At 66.0% G+C, this 19836-nt stretch carries 14 protein-coding genes and 1 riboswitch; of the genes, 10 read left to right on the forward strand and 4 right to left on the reverse strand.

Annotated elements, in window-relative coordinates; translation table 11 throughout:
* Nucleotides 1-907 precede the first annotated feature (907 nt).
* The 5 genes from D472_RS0109360 to D472_RS0109380 all read left to right on the forward strand — a co-directional run bounded on the left by D472_RS0109360 (nucleotide 908) and on the right by D472_RS0109380 (nucleotide 9383).
* Nucleotides 908-2587: an NYN domain-containing protein gene (locus tag D472_RS0109360; RefSeq protein ID WP_026117527.1), complete on the forward strand. Its 1680-nt coding sequence runs from the start codon at nucleotides 908-910 to the stop codon at nucleotides 2585-2587.
* Nucleotides 2588-2621: 34 nt separating this feature from the next.
* The gene (locus D472_RS0109365; RefSeq protein ID WP_017604221.1) at nucleotides 2622-3185 is read left to right on the forward strand and encodes a hypothetical protein; all 564 of its coding nucleotides are present in this window, start codon (nucleotides 2622-2624) and stop codon (nucleotides 3183-3185) included.
* A 307-nt stretch (nucleotides 3186-3492) separates the two neighbouring features.
* Nucleotides 3493-3695: riboswitch (cobalamin riboswitch) on the forward strand.
* A 155-nt stretch (nucleotides 3696-3850) separates the two neighbouring features.
* Nucleotides 3851-7507, forward strand: coding sequence for a ribonucleoside-diphosphate reductase subunit alpha (locus D472_RS0109370; RefSeq protein WP_017604222.1), 3657 nt, complete (start codon nucleotides 3851-3853; stop codon nucleotides 7505-7507).
* Nucleotides 7458-8687 carry a ribonucleotide-diphosphate reductase subunit beta gene (locus D472_RS25155; RefSeq protein WP_275040595.1) on the forward strand — a complete coding sequence of 410 codons (1230 nt, stop codon included), beginning with the start codon at nucleotides 7458-7460 and terminating at the stop codon, nucleotides 8685-8687. Before D472_RS0109370 ends, D472_RS25155 begins: the two co-directional genes overlap by 50 nt.
* Before the next feature lie 483 nt (nucleotides 8688-9170).
* Nucleotides 9171-9383 carry a DUF397 domain-containing protein gene (locus D472_RS0109380; RefSeq protein ID WP_017604224.1) on the forward strand — a complete coding sequence of 71 codons (213 nt, stop codon included), beginning with the start codon at nucleotides 9171-9173 and terminating at the stop codon, nucleotides 9381-9383.
* 8 nt (nucleotides 9384-9391) lie between these two features.
* Here the strand turns inward: D472_RS0109380 and fxsT are convergent, their stop codons facing one another.
* Both fxsT and D472_RS28610 read right to left on the reverse strand, forming a co-directional pair.
* Entirely contained in the window at nucleotides 9392-11935 is a 2544-nt protein-coding gene (fxsT, locus tag D472_RS0109385) for an FxSxx-COOH system tetratricopeptide repeat protein (RefSeq protein ID WP_017604225.1), read from the reverse strand.
* Between the two features lie 560 nt (nucleotides 11936-12495).
* On the reverse strand, nucleotides 12496-12666 hold the full coding sequence (locus D472_RS28610) for a hypothetical protein (protein WP_193373446.1): 171 nt from the start codon (nucleotides 12664-12666) through the stop codon (nucleotides 12496-12498).
* Between the two features lie 149 nt (nucleotides 12667-12815).
* On the opposite strand from D472_RS28610, the gene D472_RS0109395 reads away from it, so the two are divergent.
* Together D472_RS0109395 and putP are read left to right on the forward strand one after the other, a co-directional pair.
* On the forward strand, nucleotides 12816-13544 hold the full coding sequence (locus D472_RS0109395; protein WP_017604227.1) for a FadR/GntR family transcriptional regulator: 729 nt from the start codon (nucleotides 12816-12818) through the stop codon (nucleotides 13542-13544).
* 278 nt (nucleotides 13545-13822) lie between these two features.
* Nucleotides 13823-15385: a sodium/proline symporter PutP gene (gene putP / locus D472_RS0109400; protein WP_033303487.1), complete on the forward strand. Its 1563-nt coding sequence runs from the start codon at nucleotides 13823-13825 to the stop codon at nucleotides 15383-15385.
* An 893-nt stretch (nucleotides 15386-16278) separates the two neighbouring features.
* Here the strand turns inward: putP and D472_RS0109405 are convergent.
* A complete protein-coding gene (locus D472_RS0109405) occupies nucleotides 16279-16713 on the reverse strand; it encodes a hypothetical protein (protein ID WP_026117529.1) in 435 nt (144 codons plus the stop codon).
* 157 nt (nucleotides 16714-16870) lie between these two features.
* Between D472_RS0109405 and D472_RS27520 the strand changes: the two genes are divergently transcribed.
* Nucleotides 16871-17143: a GntR family transcriptional regulator gene (locus D472_RS27520; RefSeq protein WP_083903424.1), complete on the forward strand. Its 273-nt coding sequence runs from the start codon at nucleotides 16871-16873 to the stop codon at nucleotides 17141-17143.
* A 312-nt stretch (nucleotides 17144-17455) separates the two neighbouring features.
* Here D472_RS27520 and D472_RS28130 read toward each other — a convergent pair whose 3' ends face one another.
* Nucleotides 17456-17842 (reverse strand): recombinase family protein, encoded by a 387-nt coding sequence (locus D472_RS28130; RefSeq protein ID WP_152447923.1) that lies wholly within the window; start codon nucleotides 17840-17842, stop codon nucleotides 17456-17458.
* 165 nt (nucleotides 17843-18007) lie between these two features.
* Between D472_RS28130 and D472_RS0109420 the strand changes: the two genes are divergently transcribed.
* Nucleotides 18008-18595, forward strand: coding sequence for a putative glycolipid-binding domain-containing protein (locus D472_RS0109420; protein WP_026117530.1), 588 nt, complete (start codon nucleotides 18008-18010; stop codon nucleotides 18593-18595).
* A 105-nt stretch (nucleotides 18596-18700) separates the two neighbouring features.
* Nucleotides 18701-19531: an ammonia-dependent NAD(+) synthetase gene (gene nadE / locus D472_RS0109425; RefSeq protein ID WP_017604233.1), complete on the forward strand. Its 831-nt coding sequence runs from the start codon at nucleotides 18701-18703 to the stop codon at nucleotides 19529-19531.
* The last annotated feature ends 305 nt before the right edge of the window (nucleotides 19532-19836 follow it).

Raw genomic sequence — 19836 nt, forward strand, 5'->3', positions numbered from 1 at the left:
CGAGCCGGAAACGGAACCCGAATCCGAATGTGTCGAGGGGATTCACGTCCTTCTTCCGGGTGGCGTGGGGATCGTGATCCTCGTCCCCGACCAGGCGCGCACGGGGACCGTCGCCGCTCATCTTCGGCCTTGTACCGAGCCGAAGAAGCCGAGGTGCCCCAAGCCATGGTGGTGGAACCAGGGTTCGGGTGACACGTCCGAGGAACCCCCATCGGACCCACCGGTACGGGCGCCGGCACCGGAGCCCGAAGGCCCGGACCCGCTCCGAGGCTCCACGGAGCCCACCACGTTTGGGATCGATGTGGATGACGAGCACGGTGGGCTCGGTGGTTCTTCTGGGGGAGAAGGGAGCGCCGAAGGTGAAGAAGGGGGATTCCACAACGAAGTTCCCGGGCTCGCCGACGCTCTTGAGAGCGGAGAATCGGACCGGGAACCGCGGAGCGGGGCGCCCGCGTTCGAAGAGGAGACCAACGAACCTTCTCCCGCCGACGACGGGTACGGGCACTCGGTCACGGAGGATGAGTGGAAGGCACAAGAACCGGGATAGGGCGCCCAATTCCTGGGCGAGAGGGTGGTCGGCGTCCCGATGAGGTTCGAGAATGCTCTGCTTCGCTCCGTGGCGGCGGGTCGGAGTGGGCTATCCCGAACCGCGTTCGAGCAGGAGACCGTTTTGGTGGGTCCTCGCCCTCCAACCTTCGCGCATACGTGACATCCGTTATCGGGCGGGATTTTCGGCGCGCTAAAGGTGTCCGTAACACCGCGAATAATCCCGAAAGTTCAGCCCTGCGTAGCGATCCCATATCCCTGAGTATTCGAGGGTGGAGCGCAAAACAAGACAGACTTGGCTAGGCTGTGCCCCGGCCATGGATATGGCCTCAGAGATCGACAGGGAAGGGGGCGGTGTCACGTGGACCGCTGCGCGTTGTTCGTCGACGCGGGATACCTTCTCGCGGACGGCGCGATGGCCGTGCACGGAACCCGAAATCGGGACTCCGTGGCCTGGGACTACTCCGGTCTCGTCCAGTTCCTCAACGAGGTCGCGCGGGACCGTACCGGTCTGCCGCTGCTGCGCTGCTACTGGTACGAGGCGGTCGCGGACGACCGGAGGACCCAGGAACAGGACGGTATCGCCGACATCCCCGGCGTCAAGTTCAGAGCCGCTCGGATCAGACCGGGCAGGCGTGAGGGCGTGGAGAGCTACGTCCAGCGTGACCTCACCACCCTCGCCCGTACCGGTGTTCTGTGTGATGCCGTTCTGGTCAGCGGGGACGAGGACATGGCTCCCGTGGTCGCCGACGTTCAGGACATGGGAGTGCGCGTCACCGTCGTGCACGTTTCGGTCGAAGGAAACTGGACCATCTCCCGTGCGCTGCGTCGAGAATGTGACGATCTCATCGAAATCGGTGCGGGTCACCTGCGTCCGCACGTCAATCTCCTCTCCAGTGCCGATGCCGTCCAAGAGAACGCGGCCAAGACGACGACTCCCTTCGCCGGCGGTCAACCTTCCGCCGTCCCTGAACAGCCGAACCCCCGTCGGCCCGCCGCGGCGCCCTCGAACGGTGGACACGGCGAGCCGGTCGCGACTTCCACCGGTGAACTGGAGGCGATGTTCGCCGGCACGGGCGCCCAGTCGGCGCCCCAGGGCAGCGCCATGGACCAACTGCGCGCGATGCGGCGTACGCTCGCCCAGCAACGCGGTGACCACCTGGCGGGTCCGGGGGCTGAGAACACCCCGCCTGGAACGATCGACGCCAACGGGTTTCCCTCCGGGGGCCAACCGGTCAACGGTGAGGGGACCTACCCCGGCGCCCACGGTCAGCACGGTTACACCTCCGAATCCGGTGGCCACGCCTCGATGCGCGGAGTCGATCAGAGGGAGTACGGCCTGCCGACCAGACCCGGCCCCGCTCAGGGGCGGCCCCCGGCCGGTGCCCCACCGACCTTCAACGGGCCGGGCCCCCACAGACCCTTCAACGGTGGTACCGGGCCGCAGCCCTCGTTCAACGGAACCGGGCCGCAAGCCGCTTTCAACAGCGGCACCGGACCACAGGCCTCCTTCGCGGCCGACCCGCGCCAAGGGTCACCACACAGAGACATACCGGGCCCCGACCCCAGATTCGCCCGGGGCCCGAGGGACGAACAAGGCTTCGGAGGTGGGGCGGACACAAACCCTACCTATGGGACCAGTACGGAAACTGACACCGCCCATCGCGGTGGCGCCACACCCCGACCCGGGGAACGGCGGCCTACTGGTCCCGAGTACGACAACCGATTCGGCCCCGGCGGTTACCAGGAATCCGTGCCCAGTCCTGGATATGCCCACCAGAGGGGGCCCACCACGCCTACCGTTGACGAGGCGGTGCGTGTCGCGCACAAGGAAGGAAACGACTTCGCGGAGTCGATCGCACGTGAGGCGCCGGCCCTGTGGGTGGAGGCAGTCCTCGCCCGCAGGCCCAGGATGCCCTCCGACCTGGAGGCCCGCCTGCTCCAAGGTTCCTCGCTTCCGATCGACCACCTTTTACGCGACGAGGTCCGTGACGGACTGCGCCAGGGATTCTGGCAGGCGTTGGAGCGCGCCAGAACCTGACCTGTGCGTGGGGAAGGCGAGTAGGGATGGGGCGATGCGGTTGACCCACGTGACGACGGCGGAGCTGGACCGGCTGGAATTCCATGCCGTCCATTCCGGTGAACACGGTCGGATCGCCGCCCGACTGTTGGACCTGGCCAACCGGGTCGACGCCGGAAGTGAGGTCACCCGTGCGGAACTGTTCGTGCGAGCCGGAGAACAGTGGGAGATCGCCCAAGAGTTCGAGCGTGCCCGCGCCGCCTACCAGCGGGCGATAGACGACGGAGGCCCCACCGTGGTCGACGCGCACGCCCTCAGCGCGGGTGCCCTGCTCCAGTTGGACGAACGTCGGCAGGCCGAGGCCCATCTCGAACGCTTGGAGGCGGGCGAACCGGCCGGGCTCGCCACCCACATCCACGTCGCCGAGGTGTTGTACGCCCACGGCGATCTGGAGGGCGCCGAGCGTTGGGCCACGAACGGAGCACGCCGCCACGTGGGCCGAACCCTGGGCCCTCACGAGCGTGACCTGTTCCTCGAACTGTTGCGGATCCGGTTCCGTGTCCGCTCCGACCTCGGACGGGCCGAGGACGACCTGGACCTTCTCCTCGACCAGGGGTGAGATGGGCGACGGATGGCGTTGACCCCCGATCGCGACCGGCCCGGCCATGAGCCGATCCCTCACCGCGCCTCGGTGCCGTGGCGGCTCTCTCCACGCGGGTCGTGAATGTCCCCTTCAACGGACGTCCTAGCCTGTGTCAGATCGCCCTTCGGACACCGTTCCGGCCCGGCGGAAGTGCCCTCCCACCAGGGTTCGTGGGGTCTGTCATACCATGCCCGGAGCGCATGTTCGACGATCGTCGAAGAAACCGAGAAAACGGCGACACGCCATCATCTTGTGATGTACCCACGCGCCATCCCCTAGATGTAGTATCTCTCCCGCTGGTGGTTCACCGAGGTCCGCGGACTCCGGTGAGGCGAGAGGGAACCCGGTGCGAGCCCGGGACTGCCCCGCAGCGGTAAGTGGGATCGAAAGCCGTGCAACGCACTGGGAGCCCCCGAAGGTCCTGGGAAGCGACGGCGTAGTAGGCCGCCCACGAGTCCGAAGACCTGCCACCGGCACGCACTCGGTGCGTACGACGACGGGGCTTCGAGGGAGAGCCACCGCGACCCATCGACAGACCGTGCGCACCCGGTGCGGCGATCGGTCGATGCGAGCCGCGTGTTCTCGCCGACCTTTGCCCCGTACCCCCGTCGGGACCCTTCTATCGAGGTTGGAGCCGCTGTATGACCCTTGACGTCGAGGCCGTGCCCGCATCCGTTCGGCCAGAGCCGAGCAACGAGGGTGGCCCCCGCGCCGCCATCGACCGGATCGAGCACGTGGTAACCGAGGCCTGTGCGCGGCTCACCGGTGTTTCGGCGGAGAAGGTCCTGAACGAGGCGCGACGGGGCTTCTACCCCGGCATCGCCGACGCCGAGGTCGAGCTCGCCCTCATCATGGCCGCCCGCAGCTTCGTCGAGGTCGACCCGAACTACTCGTACGTGGCCGCTCGCCTGCTCCTGGACAAGCTCCGTACCGAGGCCCTGAGCTTCATCGGTGGTGCCCACGAGACCGCCGGCCAGTCCGACATGAGCGAGCGCTACGCCACCTATCTGGCCGCCTACGTGGCCCGTGGCATCGACCTCGGACAGCTCGACCCCGCCCTGGCCGAATTCGATCTGGAGCGCCTGGGCAAGGCCCTGCGTCCCGAGCGGGACGAACAGTTCACCTTCCTCGGCGTCCAGACCCTCTACGATCGCTACTTCCTGCACAGCGACGAGGTTCGCTACGAGTTGCCGCAGGCGTTCTTCATGCGTGTCGCGATGGGGTTGGCCCTCAACGAGGACGACCGCGAGGCCCGTGCCATCGAGTTCTACGAGCTGCTGAGCTCGTTCGACTTCATGGCCTCCACGCCCACTCTGTTCAACGCCGGTACGGTGCGGGCCCAGCTGTCCTCCTGCTTCCTCACCACCGTCGGCGACGACCTACAGGACATCTTCCACGGCATCAGCAACAACGCGATGCTGTCGAAGTACTCGGGCGGCCTGGGCAACGACTGGACCCCGGTCCGTGGCCTGGGCTCGCACATCAAGGGCACCAACGGCAAGAGCCAGGGCGTCGTCCCGTTCCTGAAGATCGCCAACGACACCGCCGTCGCGGTCAACCAGTGCTTCGCCCCCGACACACCGATCTACACGGCCGAAGGCTGCAAGCCCATCTCCGAGGTGGCGATCGGCGACCTCGTCCTGGGCCACAGCGGTGCTTACCGTGAAGTCACCGACGTCATGATGTACGACCAGAGCGACCCGATGGTCGAAATCGACATCAAGCACTCCATCGAGAACCTGAAGGTCACCGCAGGACACCCCTTCTACGCCATCCAAGGGGTCCCGCTGGGCCAGTCCAACAGTCGGACGTTGAAGTGGTTGGAGGACGACAAGGTCCGGGCCGAGTGGGTCGAGGCCGGACGGCTGACCGCTGGTGACTACGTCGCCCAGGTCGTCCCCACCGAGATCGTCCCGGTCAAGGGGTTCACCGAAGAAGACGCCCGTCTCTACGGCATCCTGCTCGGTGATGGGCACCTCTCCAAGGACGGAGCACAGTGGGGGGTCTCGGGCGATCCCGAGCTCGACACCCACCTGGACTTCGTCCGGGATTACCTGGAAACACGCGGCATCCACTACTGGGAGACCGGACGTGGTGAAACCTATCTCCAGATCCACTGGGCCTCGGGCCGTGGTATGCGGCGTGACCAGACATCCGGTCGAACCACGGGCGCGGGTGAAGCGACTCTTCCGATCACCTCCGAGGACCTTTACGACGGGGAAGGGTCCAAGCGGATCTCCCGCCGATTCAGCCACCTGCCGCACGCTCAGACCCGGGCTCTCCTCCAAGGGCTGCTGGAGACCGAGGGCGGGGTCTCCCGGGGGGTGGAGATCTACTTCACCAGTACCTCGCGTTCCCTGGCCATGGGTGTCCGCTACCAGCTGTTGCGGCTGGGGGTCCCCGCCGCCGGACAGTACCGTGAGCGAGAGCAGGAGCACACCGGACGACGCTCGGACGGGAGTGAGATCCCGTTCAACGGCACGGCCAAGGCCTTCGACATCAGGGTGCCCGCTGTGGAGGGCATCGCCGAACTCGTGGGTTGCCGTCCTCTGACCAAGAGGAACTGGATCGAGCACCAGGGCAAGGTGTTCACTCGTGTGCGTGAAGTGGTCTCCACCGAGGTGGTTCCCACCGTCTTCGACCTCAAGGTGGAGACGGACGAGACGTACATGACCGCTGCGGGTCTCGTGCACAACGGAGGAAAGCGCAAGGGCGCGGTCTGCGCCTACCTGGAGACCTGGCACATCGACATCGAGGAATTCCTCGACCTGCGCAAGAACACCGGCGACGAGCGTCGCCGTACGCACGACATGAACACCGCGAACTGGGTTCCGGACCTGTTCATGCAGCGTGTGGAGGAGCAGGGCACCTGGACCCTGTTCTCCCCGGACGAGGTCCCCGACCTGCACGACAAGTACGGGCGTGAGTTCGCCGAGGCCTACACCAGGTACGAGGCCGAGGCCGAGGCCGGGCGCGTCAAGGTCTACAAGAAGCTGCCGGCCGTGGATCTGTGGCGCCGCATGCTCACCATGCTGTTCGAGACCGGGCACCCTTGGATCACCTTCAAGGACCCGTCCAACCTGCGTTCGCCCCAGCAGCACGTCGGCGTGGTGCACTCCTCCAACCTGTGCACCGAGATCACGCTGAACACCAGCAAGGACGAGGTGGCCGTCTGCAACCTGGGCTCGGTCAACCTGGCCCAGCACGTGGGCCCCGACGGCATCGACGTCGAGCGTCTGCGCCGTACCGTCCGCACGGCCGTGCGCATGCTCGACAACGTCATCGACGTGAACTTCTACACGATCCCCGAGGCGCGCACCGCGAACATGCGCCACCGCCCCGTGGGTCTGGGTCTGATGGGCTTCCAGGACGCGCTGTTCAAGCTGCGCACCCCCTTCGCCTCCGAGGGCGCGGTGAACTTCGCCGACGAGAGCATGGAGCTGATCAGTTACCACGCCATCGAGGCCTCCATGGAGTTGGCCGCCGAGCGCGGCTCCTACGAGAGCTTCGATGGTTCGCTGTGGAGCCGTGGCATCCTGCCGATCGACTCCCTGCGCCTGCTCGACGAGGCCCGCGACGGTGGGCTGAAGATGGACCGTGGCCAGACCCTGGACTGGGACTCCCTGCGTGAACGCGTCAAGGGCACCGGGATGCGCAACTCCAACGTCATGGCGATCGCGCCCACCGCGACCATCGCCAACATCACGGGTGTGAGCCAGTCGATCGAGCCGGTCTACCGGAACCTGTTCGTCAAGTCGAACATGTCCGGCGACTTCACCGTCGTCAACGACTACCTGGTCCGCGACCTCAAGGAGCGCGGCCTGTGGGATGAGGAGATGGTCTCCGCGCTGAAGATGCACGACGGCAGCCTCGGTGAGATCGATCGGGTTCCGGACGACCTCAAGGCCCTGTACGCCACCGCCTTCGAGATCGACCCGTCCTGGTTGGTGGACGCCGGTTCGCGCCGCCAGAAGTGGATCGACCAGGCCCAGTCGCTGAACCTGTACATGGCCGCTCCCAGCGGTAGGAAGCTGGACGCCCTGTACCGCCGGGCCTGGCGCTCCGGGCTCAAGACCACGTACTACCTGCGCTCGCAGAGCGCCACGCACGTGGAGAAGAGCACCTTGAAGGGCACCGACGGCCGACTGAACGCCGTGTCGGCGACCCCGGCCCCCTCACCGAGCCCTTCGCCCACCCCGGTCCCGGTGACCGAGCCGGCGACGCCCGAGGACGAATTCGAGATCGTCGATGGTCAGGCGTGCAGCATCGAGGACCCCGAGTGCGAGGCCTGCCAGTAACAAGGGACCTTTGGGCGTCCGCGACGACCGCGGACGCCCCTCCCCTTCGCACCTCCAGACGACGACCCGGCCTGACCGGAGAACGGAAGAAGTACCGAGTATGACCGCGGTTTCCGACAGCAACGCCCCCGCCACCGGCCTCGGCGAGATCCAGAGCAACGCCGAGCGCGTGAACGTCGATGACAAGGCGATGATCAACGCCCGCGCCGACGTGAACCAACTGCTGCCCCTGAAGTACACCTGGGCGTGGGAGAAGTACCTCTCCGGTTGCAACAACCACTGGATGCCCACCGAGGTCGCCATGCAGGCCGACATCGCGTTGTGGAAGTCCAAGGACGGTCTGACCGAGGACGAGCGCCTCATGCTCAAGCGCAACCTCGGCTTCTTCGCCACCGCGGAGTCCCTGGTCGCCAACAACATCGTCCTGGCCGTGTACCGACAGCTCACCAACCCGGAGTGCCGCCAGTACCTGTTGCGCCAGGCGTTCGAGGAGGCCGTGCACACCCACACCTTCCAGTACATCTGCGAGAGCCTGGGCCTGGACGAGGGCGAACTCTTCAACATGTATCGCGAGGTGCCCTCCATCACGGCCAAGGACGCCTGGGCGCTCAAGTACACCCAGAACCTGGAGAACCCGGACTTCCGTACCGGTACCCCGGAGGCGGACCAGGCCTTCCTGCGCGACCTGGTCGCGTTCTACGTGATCTTCGAGGGCATGTGGTTCTACACCGGCTTCGCACAGATCCTGTCGCTGGGACGTCGCAACAAGATGGTGGGTATCGCGGAGCAGTACCAGTACATCCTGCGTGACGAGTCGATCCACTTGAACTTCGGTATCGACGTGATCAACCAGATCAAGATCGAGAACCCGCATCTGTGGAGCGAGGAGTTCCAGGCGGAGATCCGGCAGATGCTGATCGAGGCCTGCGAGCTGGAGGTCGCCTACGGTCGCGAGACCATGCCGCGTGGGGTCTTGGGGCTCAACGCGGAACTGTGCGAGAAGTACATGCACTTCATCACCGACCGCCGCGCCGAGCAGATCGGTCTGGCCCCGATCTTCGGTGAGACGGAGAACCCGTTCCCGTGGATGTCGGAGATGATGGACCTACAGAAGGAGAAGAACTTCTTCGAGACTCGAGTGATCGAGTACCAGACGGGTGGCGGCCTGGACTGGGACTAGATCCTCTTCCCGGGAGAACCCTCTCCCTCCACGGTCCGGGGTGGGCGCGCGCCCCGGACCGTTTCCATGTCCGGGCCCGTGTCGGTCCCGGTCGATGGTGGTCGCACCTGAGAGTCGGGTGAGGTGGAGAAGAGGAAGAGGTCGTCCCCGTTGGGTTCGGCAAAGAACTCATATTTCAAAGATGCCGACAAAGCGGCACAAAGAATGACATAAGTCTGTTGAGCTGATGATTCTTCGGTCATCCGATGAGAAGGTGCATCGAAATCGATCTTCAAATGCGATGCGTCATGCTTCTGTTCAGGCGTTCCGTGCGCTAGCGTTCTAGCGTTTCCCGCTGGTGGCGCGCGTGTGCGACGGTACGCGCAACACGTTCACGGGTGTGTTCGTGCGGTCCGGTCATCGCTGTTTACACTTTGGTGTTGCCCGGTCGCCACGGGTGGGAAACCACTTATTTCAACGAGGACCAAGAAACAGGGCTGGCACATGCTTGAAACGCGCGCGGGGGATTCTCAGTCCTTCTTCGGCCGGTGGCGCAAGTCGCACTACTCCTATGACATCGGTACCTGCTGCGAGGTTCTCAATCTCACCACGGGTGAATCCTTCGTCCGTGACTCGGTGCATCCGGACGACGCCCGTCTCAGGTTCGAGAACCGTGAATGGATGACCTTTCTCGCGGTGTCCAAAGGATCTTTCTGAGGTCTCCGCTACAGGGGAGCGACGGGGAACACGTCGCAGTCCTGCCGAGTGAACGAGGACATGGAGATCGTTCCGGGGTGATCGGCGCCGAACCGTTCGACGAAGGTCTCGCGTAGTTTCTCCCATTCCTCGGTCACGTTCTCACCCACGGCGTGCCGGCTCACCAAGTGGTTCCGGCGTGCGGTCAGCAGAATCGGATGGTCGGCGGGCAGCTGGTGACGGCAGTCCGCCTCCGTCAGGGCCTCCAATTGCAGTGCCTCCGATAGACGTCCCAGGTGAAAGAGGTCGGTGGCCACGTTCAACGCGGCGGGAAGGCAATTGAAGGAACCCGCGCCGTAGATGTGCAACATCCGTGCCCACCCCTCCTGATCGAGTTCGAGGGCCTCGGTGTACCGCCTCACCGTGCGGAGCACGATGGCCGTGCTGAGTCGGGCGGTGGCGGGGAAGGGGTGTTCGTTCGGGTAGCGCTCGTCCAAGGGACGCAGTAGTCGTTCGGCCTCCTGGACCGCTTCCTTCAGGTCGTTCACGGAACCCGTGCCGGCCATCGTCACCATGTGGAACATCCGGCAGTACAGCAGCAGACGTCCGGCCGGGGGATGCTTACGTCGGTACAGCGTCAGGGCCTGCCGGGATTCCTCCATCGCGAGATCGGTTCTGCCGAGCCTGCGGTAGACCACCGAAAGCAACATCCGCCCTTGGATGGCGTGGACGCTGTCCGGTTCGAGGGCGTTGTCGAAGCGCTCCATGCACTCCTCGACCTGCTCCCGGGCCTCCTCCAGACGGCCGAGCAGGATCAGGTTGAGACCGACCGAAAGACCGCTGCGCAGGGTGTGCACGTCGTCGGGACCCAGTACGAGGCGCCGCCCTTGGAGGGTTCGCTGGTCGATGGCCAGGGCCTCCTCGAACCTGCCTTGTTCCTGCAGGGCCTGGCCGTAGTCGTGCGCGGCCTCCAGGGTGCGCGGATGGGCCTCGGTGTGCCGGCTGCGTCGCTGGTCCAGGATCTGCCGAAAGAGCTGCCCGGCCCTTTCGAAACGGGCCAGGCCACTGAGGGAGATGGCCACCGCCCGTTGTGCTTCCAGTGCCTCGTCGTTGTCGTACCCCTCCCGCTCCACCTGTTCGGCGTGGATCCGTTCCGCCTCCTCCAAGGCCGTCACGTACTCGCCGTGGATGCGGCGGATCTTGTTGCGTCGCAATCGGGCGTGCAGGTGCCGCACCAGATCATCGGGCCAGGCGTTGACGGCTTGGTCGACCAGGTCGGTGGCGTCGGAGTAGCTGCCCACCTCGGTGAGGAGGTCGACCACGTTGAGAACCAGGCCGCGCACCCGGGGCTCCCGGTTGATCCACGCCTTGGAGTCCTTCACGTGCGCGTACAGCTGTAAGTAGGTGGTTCGGTGCCCGGGGTCGGTGGGAGCGCAGGGATCGTTCTGGGCCAGGAGCAGTTGGGCCAGGTCCCGGTAACGGACCCGGTCGGCCAGGTGGAGCGAGTCGCGGACCACGGACTGGAACAACTCGTGGAGCTGGAAGGTGTTCCGCTCGTGGTCGAAGTAGGCGAGGTGGTGGCGGTTCATGAAGTCGAGCACCCGGCCGAGCCGCACGTGGTCACCGAGCAGTACGGGCCCGCCGGGGATCTCCATGCCTCGCGGGCGTGCGAAGAGGGTGCGGTCGAGGGGTTGTGGTGCGAGGAAGGCGCAGATCCGGATCAGTTCCAGGGCCATGTGTTCGATCTCGTCGTCCGAGTTCTCGGACAGGGCCTCGGCCTGGAGGCCCCAGGCGACGCGTAGCGGGATGGTGTGGTCATCGGGGCCCGTGTGCCAGAGCAGCTTGTTGTAGCGCTCCTCGAACAGGTCCAGGAATCCGCTGGTGGACACGGTGGATTCTCGCAGGAACGCACCGACCTGGTTGAGGGCCAAAGGGAGGTATTCCAGTAGTTCGGCGAGGCGTTCGCCGTCGCGTGGGTGCTCTAGTCGGGCGGGACAGACCTGGCGTAACAGGGCCAGACTCTCCGCGTTGGTGAGCCGGGGGACCACCTGTGCGTCGAACCGGCCGTCCGGCAGGGACCGGACGGTCCTGTGATGGTCGCGTGAGGTGACGAGGACGTTCCCGTGACCGCCGGTGGGGAAGTAGTCGGCGGCGAGTGCCTCCACGTTCGTGACGTCGTCGAAGAGCAGGAGCCAGCGGCCGACGGGACGGTCACCGGCGAGCGCGTCGCGCACGGTCTGCACGGCCCGTGGGACGTGTTCGTAGGCGACCGGCAGTCCTAGGTGTTCGGCCAGCCTGAGGTAGGCGCGGTGGGCGTCGATGTGGGTGGAGGAGGGGATCCACCAGATCAGGTCGTAGTGCGCGGCGTAGCGGTGCGCGTACTCGATGGCGATGCGGCTCTTGCCGACACCGCTGCCACCGCCGATGAGGAAGTGGGATCCGTCCTGGCCGAAGGCGTCGTGGATCTGTTCCAGGATGTCTTCCCGGCCGGTGAAGTGGGGGTCGGAGGGGGGCACTCCGCCGATCGCCGGAAGCAGGGAGTCGTCCCTTTTCCGGGGGCGGCCGGTCGTCATCGGTCCACCAGCTTTCTCGTGTGGCACTGGGCGAGGAGGCTCGGACAGGGACCTGGGCCGACCGTTCGACCGCGGCTCTCGGACGGTCACGGAACGAACCCATGGCAGGGGAGGAGGGGCGCGCTGCGCCATGTCGATGGGAGGGCCTTCTCCAGGCGTGGAGGAGGCAGGCGCGGTGTCCGTCCACCGCCTACGCGATCCGTGGCCCTTGGAGGGCCGGGGCACCGGTCCATGGCACCGTTTCCCTGCCTTGCGTAACTGTGGGCCCGGCGAGCAGGGGATCACTCTCCGGGCAGGCTCGGGTTTCCCGTTGCGGGTGGACGGGGCCGACAACGGGCACTTGATATCAGGCTAGGTTCTGCCTTCGGTGGTGTCGATAGTCGTCCACAGGCTGTGGACAACGTATGCCTTAACGAGATCTGGCGAAATGGAGGCGTGTTTTCGCCATGTTGAAAAAGGGAATGAAGTGCCAGCCGAAAAGGCCAAACGCGAGCGTCGGCATGGGGCGACGCCCGTGGAGGTTCCGGAGCGGTCCTCGGAGAACGTGGTCCGGGAACCCGTCAGTCCGAGGAGGGCTCGGGTTCGTAGTTGCGCATCATCATGGAATTGCACTTGGTGCACAGGTGGCGGGCCGAGCCGGGTGAGGAGGGCTGCCAGTCGTGCTCCCCTCGAGGGCATATCCCCGACGGTCCGATGTCGCGAGCGCGGATGGCGGTGGGCTGTGCGTCCATACCGCCACGGTAGTCCGCCGGCCCCACCCCCACCACCCTCGGTGCCAGGGTGTGGACCCTGGGAAGTGGCGGGTTCGACCCGAGTCGGAGAACGAGAACGGATCGGCTTTTTCCAGGCGAGCACATCGAACACGACCTAAGCTGGCCGTGTGGTTCCCCCCAGCGATCCCGCGGCCGAAATCGTATTCCGCCCGATCCGTACCGGTAACACCTTGGATGTGACGGTGGAGCGCCTACTGTGCGCGATCAGGCTCGGTGTGGTCCCCACGGGTGACCGCTTCCCCGCCGAACGCGATCTGGCCGTCAGGTTGAACATCAGCCGGCTCACTCTGAGGGAGGCCATCGGCCACCTGAACCAGTGGGGGTACGTCGAGTCCCGGCGAGGGCGGCGCGGTGGGACGTTCGTCGCCCAGCCCCCGCCCAGGCCCACCCCCTTGGACGTGCGCCGTGACCTGATCTCCACCGGCACGGACCTGGAAGGTCTGCTGACCTTCCGGCGCTGTCTGGAGACGGGTGTGGTCATCCGTCTCGCCGAGGTCGGACTAGGGCCAGAGCAGCTCCGCTTGCTGGAGCGGAGGTTGACGGACGCCGAGACAGCGAACCCTGGGGACTACCGTCGTTGTGACACCGTCCTGCACATCACGTTGGCCCGGCTGACCGGGTCGCCTCAGATGGCCGCCGCTCTTACCGACGCTCGGATGCGCGTCAACCGGGTCATGGAGGCGGTACCGCCGAACGGGGGCGGTCACGTCGACAGCGACGAGCAGCACCGGGAGATCGTTCGAGCGGTCGAGAACCGTGATCCGGAGGCGGCCAAGCGCGCCCTGGAGAGTCACCTGGGTGGGGTGGAGGAACGGTTGCGTTCCCTATTCTCCTGATCTCGTGCGGCTTGGTCCCTCAGATGGAACATCTGAGGGTGATCCCATGATCAGACCTATCGTATGTCCGGTCCGACAAAGGGAAAGTGTCGGTGATGGTCGGCCGGACAAGCTTTCCCGATCGAGAACTCGACAAGGTCTCGAAGCGGTGTTTTTCCAGGCAAGAGGCATTGTGGCGCGGGACACCAGGGGTGATGATCTCCCTGTTCCACACCAACGACGCACAACGGTCCGCCGTTGCGTTATTCAGGGAAGGGAGTGGGCGGGTGAACGAGTCCATGCTCTGGTCGATTCTGACCTTCGGTGTCTACCTCGCCGGAATGGTCGTGATCGGCCTATGGGTCTACAAACGCACCGTCTCGCAGTCCGACTTCGTACTCGGCGGCCGTCAGCTCAACAGCTGGGTGACCGCCTTGAGCGCCAACGCCAGTGACTTCAGCGGGTGGCTCCTGCTGGGACTCCCCGGCGCCATCTACGTCTCCGGGCTCGGTGAGGCCTGGATCGCGGTCGGGCTCGCCGCGGGCTTCGCCGGCAGCTGGATCCTCATCGCCCCGCGCCTGCGCGTCTACACCCAGCGCGTCACCGACTCCCGGGCCGGGGGAGAGTCCGATTCGCTCACCCTCTCCTCGTTCCTGGAGAACCGCTTCAACGACCCCACCCCTCTCCTACGCGGTGTCTCCGCGGCGCTCATCATCGTCTTCTACTTCTTCTACGTGGCCTCCGGACTCGTGGCCATGGCCTCCCTCTTCGACATGATCTTCGGTATGTCGCCGGCACCCGCCATCGCCTTGGGCGTCGGAATCGTGGTGCTCTACACCGTGCTCGGCGGCTTCCTGGCCGTCTCGTACACGGACGTGGTGCAGGCGATCATGATGTGGCTCGCACTGCTCATCGTCCCGGTGCTCGCCATCACCGCCCTGGGTGGTTTCGGCGGCCTCACCGACGGGGTGAGTGCCAAGGCCGACGGTCTGATGTCCGCGTTCGGCGGAACCTCCCTGGATGGCGACGCCGGTGCCTGGATCAGCACGGAGACCCTCGGCTGGGTGGTCATCGTCTCCGGTCTGGCCTGGGGCTTCGGTTACTTCGGCCAACCCCACATCCTCGCCCGTTACATGGGTATTCGTTCGGTGAAGGAGATCCCCAAGGCCGCGGTCGTCAGTGTGAGCTGGGCGGTCACCGCGATGTTCCTCGCCGTCCTGGTCGGCTTCATCGGCATCGCCTACTTCGACACCCCGCTCGGTGATCCCGAGCAGGTCTTCCCACGCCTGATCGAGGCACTCTCGCACCCGGTGGTGGCCGGCGTCCTCCTGGCCGCCATCCTCGCCGCGGTGATGAGCACGGCGGACTCCCAGCTCCTGGTCGCGGCGTCCGCGCTCACGGAGGACGTGTACAAGGCATGGATGAACAGGGAGGCCTCGCCCGGCTCCCTGTTGTGGATCAGTCGCGCCACGGTGATCGCGGTGGCCCTGGTCGCGGCCGGCGTGGCTCTGTGGGGTGACCGGTCGGTCATGGACCTGGTCGGCTACGCCTGGGCCGGCTTCGGCGCGGGCTTCGGTCCGGTCCTGTTGCTCGCGCTCTTCTGGAAGCGGATGACCTGGACGGGTGCGCTGGCGGGCATGATCGTGGGCGGTACGACCGCCATCGTGTGGGACGTCCTCGACACGGCCTACTTCGACATCGGCCTGTACGCGATGGTGCCCGCGATCGCCTTGAGCCTCGTCGCCATCGTGGCCTGCAACGGCCTGGGCAAGGTCAGCGAACAGATGGAGGCCGACTTCGATCGGGTCGAAGCCGAGATCAAGGAGGGTGGCAAGGAGGGGGAACCCACCGCCGCCGGCTGAACCCCGTAACGAAAGGCTTCCGGTTGGAAGGCACGCCCAACGACACATAGACGGGTTTGAAAGTGCCCCGTTCCCCTCGCAGGGAACGGGGCAACGGGCGGCTAGCGGAGGTCCTGCGCTGCGCACAGCAACGCGCCTGCTTCTTCGGGGAACTCCGGCACACGCGAGGTCACCGTTTTGCCTCCCATGGCTCCGGCAACGCGCCACCTGCGCACAGGATGGCGTCCATCGTGCCCCACGCGCGGCACGCGCTGCGCAACGTAGGGAACTCCAACACCGAATAACCGCCACCCGGTGGCGAGGTGTCCAGAGCCTCACACAACGACTCATACACGGGTGTGGCACGGCCGCGCCCCACGGAGCGCGCCACCCAGCGAGATGGCAACGGGCCACCCGTGCGCAACAACGTGTCCAGTGTGGTCCACACGCTCGCCGCGGTGTCCAGCGTCGCCGCTGCGTCGCGAGGAAGACCAGTGTGGCCAACAACCGTCCTAGCTGCGACACACAGCCGTTCACGATAAACGGTTCTGGGTGGTCTGCGTGCGTGCCTGCGTGTCCGGCCTCGAGGACGCAACACGGCGACGTGCAGGATGCGGGCTCGGGAGCCTGTGCCGCGTTCTGCGTATCGCCGAACACGTACCCGTACCGGTTCACGCACGGGCCCGTGTGGTTCGGCCGGCGTGCGCACGCCGTGCCCGAACCGTCCTCGTCATGGGCCGCGCACATGTGGCCGATACGCTCGGCGTTCGCGGGAAGGTCGATCGGCTCGCCGTGCGCGTCGTGGTGGTCGTCGTCGTGGCCGTGCGGACGCGAACAGAACGCTTCACCCTGGAACCCGCCGATGGTGGTCACCCACCACCCGCATACCTCGAAGGTCGTTTCGTGGGTCGACATCAGGCACCCACCTTCGAGGTCGCAGCGGCCGCGACGTCGCACAGCACGGCCATGCCCAACCATTGCCGATCCGCGTACCGTTCGGCCTTCCTGCGCTCCCACTCGCGGTAGTAGCCGCGCACCATCGCGGCCGGTTCGGCGACGCTCGAAGCGTCCACCACGGGCACATGGTCGGCCGGGACGGGGACAAGTGCCGCACACGGTACGGGGGCGGGGACGTTCTCGGCGGGCTTACGCGGAGCGGGGATCGCGGGGAACGGCTCCGTGACGGCGACGGTGGGCAGGACCTCCGCATAGCGGCGAACCCGACGCGAGCGGTTCCGCCGAAGCTCTTCGAGGATGCCGGCGACGCGGCCGTAGGGGGATCCGTGCGTGGCTTGTGAGGGACGGAGGAGCCGCGCAAAAACGGCAAGGAAGGACAGTAGGGTGTTCACGTCGACGCTCCTGTAAGCGTTGGCCATGGCCCCGGACGGTTGCCGCCGTCGCGGGGTCCCGTGCGTTCACGGGGACCTCAGTCTACAGACTCGTATCGATACGTCTAGGCTTGTATCCCTTGAAAGTGCCTTGACTGGGCACGTCTACCTTCGGAGCATGACGTTTGATCCTGATGCGGAGATCGACCACGACGGGCCCGTGACGCCTTATCGTCAACTGGCTGGTATCTTGCGCGCGCGCATCGCTCGCGGGGACTGGTCACCTGGTCAACGCATCGCGTCGGAAAGCGGACTTGTACAGGAATACGGCCTTGCGCGCTCTACCGTCCGTCGTGCCGTCGCCGTACTTGTCGAAGAGGGAGACGTGTTCACCGTCCCCCAAAGAGGCACCTTCGTAGCGGACAACCCTAGGGACGCTCCCAACCCTTGACCCTTACCTACGCGCTACGCGCGTGGCTTCGTCCCTGTCCTTCGAGGCGTGACCTTCGCGGAGCCCTTCCCGTGGTCGGGTCGCGTGGTGGAACGCTCGCAGAATCGCGTACACACAACTTTTGATCAGCGCGGGTCAAGTTCTAGGCACAAAAAAAGTCCCTCACGAGGTCAGCCATACCTATAACCGGCCTCGTAGGTCCTTCCACGGGTTCATGTCCGGGAAGGGTCCCGGAGCGGCCAGAGGGTCCTGTGGAGAAGGCCGTACAGGGCCCTGTGGAGCTCTCACCCGAACCGGCGTGACTCGTCGCGGTTACGGACCTTCCGGCGTTGCTTCGAGCAATCCGGGCATCGCTTCGAGCGGCCATCCTTCGTCCCGCCGTCCGGCCGATACCGCGAAAATGATCTTGTAACCGTAGGGTGCGGCTCCGCCCGACCATCGCCCCTTAGCGCGAAGGTTCACCTTGTTTTCGAGGATGCGTGTCCGGATCATGTCTCGTTCGTATTCGGCGAAGGCTGACAGAACGTGCACGATGAGCCGCGACGCTCCGGACACGTCAACGTCTTCGGCTATGGACGGGATTTGCCACCCTCGCGTGTCCGGGTAGGCACGACACGTCTGGGTCTGGGATTCAACGGAAGTGGACGCGTCAGAATCAGGGGAGAGACGAACGTAGATGATGACCAGTGGCTTCGACATTGGGGACCTTCCACACAGAACACGGTCCAGGTGGTTGTGCGTCCTATCCGGGCCGTGTGTTCGGGCCGTGTGTGGTCAGGCCGATCTTCCGGGCCCGTGTCGCCTGCGGCACGGGCCCGCTCGTGCTCTGGCGTCCCCTGGTGTCGGAGGGGTAGAACGGTGAACATGTCGTCACCGACGGAACACCCGGCAGCCTGGTCCCGTACCGACGTCCCCGAAGGCCTGGGGCTCGGCACGCTCCTACCCGAGCCCGACGGCTTCCGTCTGGAGGCGGGGGAGACCGTGGTGGGGGGCGAGGGACGGTTCTTCACCCGATTCACCGTGCGCACGGACCTGGCCTGGACGACCACGGAGGTACGCGCCGAGGTGGTGTCCGCTGCGGGGTCGGAGGTGGTCATCCTGCGGGCCCAGGGAGGCCACTGGGTCGACGACCGCGGCCGTGAACTGCCCGAATTGGTGGGCTGCCTCGACGTCGACGTCGCCGCCACGCCCCTGACCAACACCCTGCCCATCCGCAGACTGGGACTGAACCCCGGCGAACATCGTGACATCGCGGTCGTGTGGATCGACGTCCCCTCCTTGCGGATCAGGCGGGTTCGCCAGCGTTACACCCGGCACCCGGCCGAGGGCGGGCTCGAACAGTACACCTACCGCGACCCCCTGCACGGTGAGTATCGGCTGTCCGTGGACGGCGACGGTGTGGTGGTGGACTACGAACGGTTCGCTCGACGCCTGCGCCCCGGCGGCCCTTAGCGCCGACTCTTCGAGCGGCCTCGGAACCGCGCCCTGGAAACCCGCACGTAACACGGGGGAGGGGATAATCGGAAGGGACAGCCGCAGTACACGCAGGGAGCGCACGTGACCGAGACCGAGTTGAACCAAGCGCGCCAGGAGATCATCCGCGACCTCGAGGTTTCCACGGACTTCGACGTCACCATCGAGATCGAACGCCGGGTCGCCTTCCTCGCCGAAAGGCTCACCACGACCGGTTCCCGAGCATTGGTCCTGGGCATCAGCGGTGGAGTCGACTCGCTGGTCGCGGGTCGACTGTGCCGCTTGGCCGTCGACCGGGCCCGTGAGGCCGGCCACGAGGCCGAGTACGTGGCCATGCGTTTGCCCTACGGCGTCCAAAAGGACGAGGACGACGCGACCCGCGCCGTGGAGTTCGGTGCTCCCGAACGCTGTCTGACCGTGGACGTGGGCCCGACCACCGACACCATGACGGCCTCCCTGGACAAGGGTGGAATGACCTACACCGACGAAGCCGCCAGGGACTTCGTCATCGGCAACGTCAAGGCCCGTCAGCGGATGATCGCCCAGTACGCGGTCGCCGGTGGCCTTCGTGGTTTGGTGGTCGGCACCGACCACGCGGCCGAGGCCGTCACCGGTTTCTTCACCAAGTACGGCGACGGCGCCGCGGACCTGGTTCCCTTGGCGGGGTTGACCAAGCGCCGGGTGCGCGCGATCGGTGCCGCCCTCGGTGCTCCGGAGGACCTCGTCCACAAGGTGCCCACCGCCGACTTGGAATCGCTCACCCCGCAAAAGCCGGACGAGGAGGCCCTCGGGCTCACCTACGACCAGATCGACGACTTTCTGGAGGGACTGCCGGTCGACGACGAGGTCGCTCGTACCCTCGTCGATCGTTATCGTGTCACCTCCCACAAGCGGGCTCTTCCCACCGCGCCCTGACCGGTCCTTTCAGGGACCGCCTCGATCCCTTGACCGGAGGGTGTCTTGGGGAGCTCGCCGGGGAGGGGCGCGGATCGGGTACCTTTCTCTCCAAGCCCTTTCGTCACCCGCCTCCCGGGTGAATGGTGGTGCGAGCCCTACCTTTCGTGGGTGGGTCCACCGCCGTGAAAGAGGGGGTCCTGCGCCATCGCGACCGAACGGCCGTCACGCCTAGGGTCGTTTTCGACGACGCGTCATCGAATGCAACTCGCGGAGCCGTTTCCAGGGTTTCGTGGGGACGTGTCGACACCCCTGAGCCCGGTCCA

This window comes from Nocardiopsis alkaliphila YIM 80379 (assembly GCF_000341005.1).
In the GTDB taxonomy this organism is placed as follows: Bacteria; Actinomycetota; Actinomycetes; order Streptosporangiales; family Streptosporangiaceae; genus Nocardiopsis; species Nocardiopsis alkaliphila.

Coding starts and splice junctions, on each gene's coding strand:
- D472_RS28130 (WP_152447923.1), bottom strand. CDS start 17,842: ATGTCGAAGCCACTGGTCATCATCTACGTTCGTCTCTCCCCTGATTCT.
- D472_RS0109370 (WP_017604222.1), top strand. CDS start 3,851: ATGACCCTTGACGTCGAGGCCGTGCCCGCATCCGTTCGGCCAGAGCCG.
- fxsT (WP_017604225.1), bottom strand. CDS start 11,935: ATGACGACCGGCCGCCCCCGGAAAAGGGACGACTCCCTGCTTCCGGCG.
- putP (WP_033303487.1), top strand. CDS start 13,823: ATGCTCTGGTCGATTCTGACCTTCGGTGTCTACCTCGCCGGAATGGTC.
- D472_RS0109420 (WP_026117530.1), top strand. CDS start 18,008: ATGTCGTCACCGACGGAACACCCGGCAGCCTGGTCCCGTACCGACGTC.
- D472_RS0109365 (WP_017604221.1), top strand. CDS start 2,622: ATGCGGTTGACCCACGTGACGACGGCGGAGCTGGACCGGCTGGAATTC.
- D472_RS27520 (WP_083903424.1), top strand. CDS start 16,871: ATGACGTTTGATCCTGATGCGGAGATCGACCACGACGGGCCCGTGACG.
- D472_RS28610 (WP_193373446.1), bottom strand. CDS start 12,666: ATGGACGCACAGCCCACCGCCATCCGCGCTCGCGACATCGGACCGTCG.
- D472_RS25155 (WP_275040595.1), top strand. CDS start 7,458: ATGGTCAGGCGTGCAGCATCGAGGACCCCGAGTGCGAGGCCTGCCAGT.
- D472_RS0109380 (WP_017604224.1), top strand. CDS start 9,171: ATGCTTGAAACGCGCGCGGGGGATTCTCAGTCCTTCTTCGGCCGGTGG.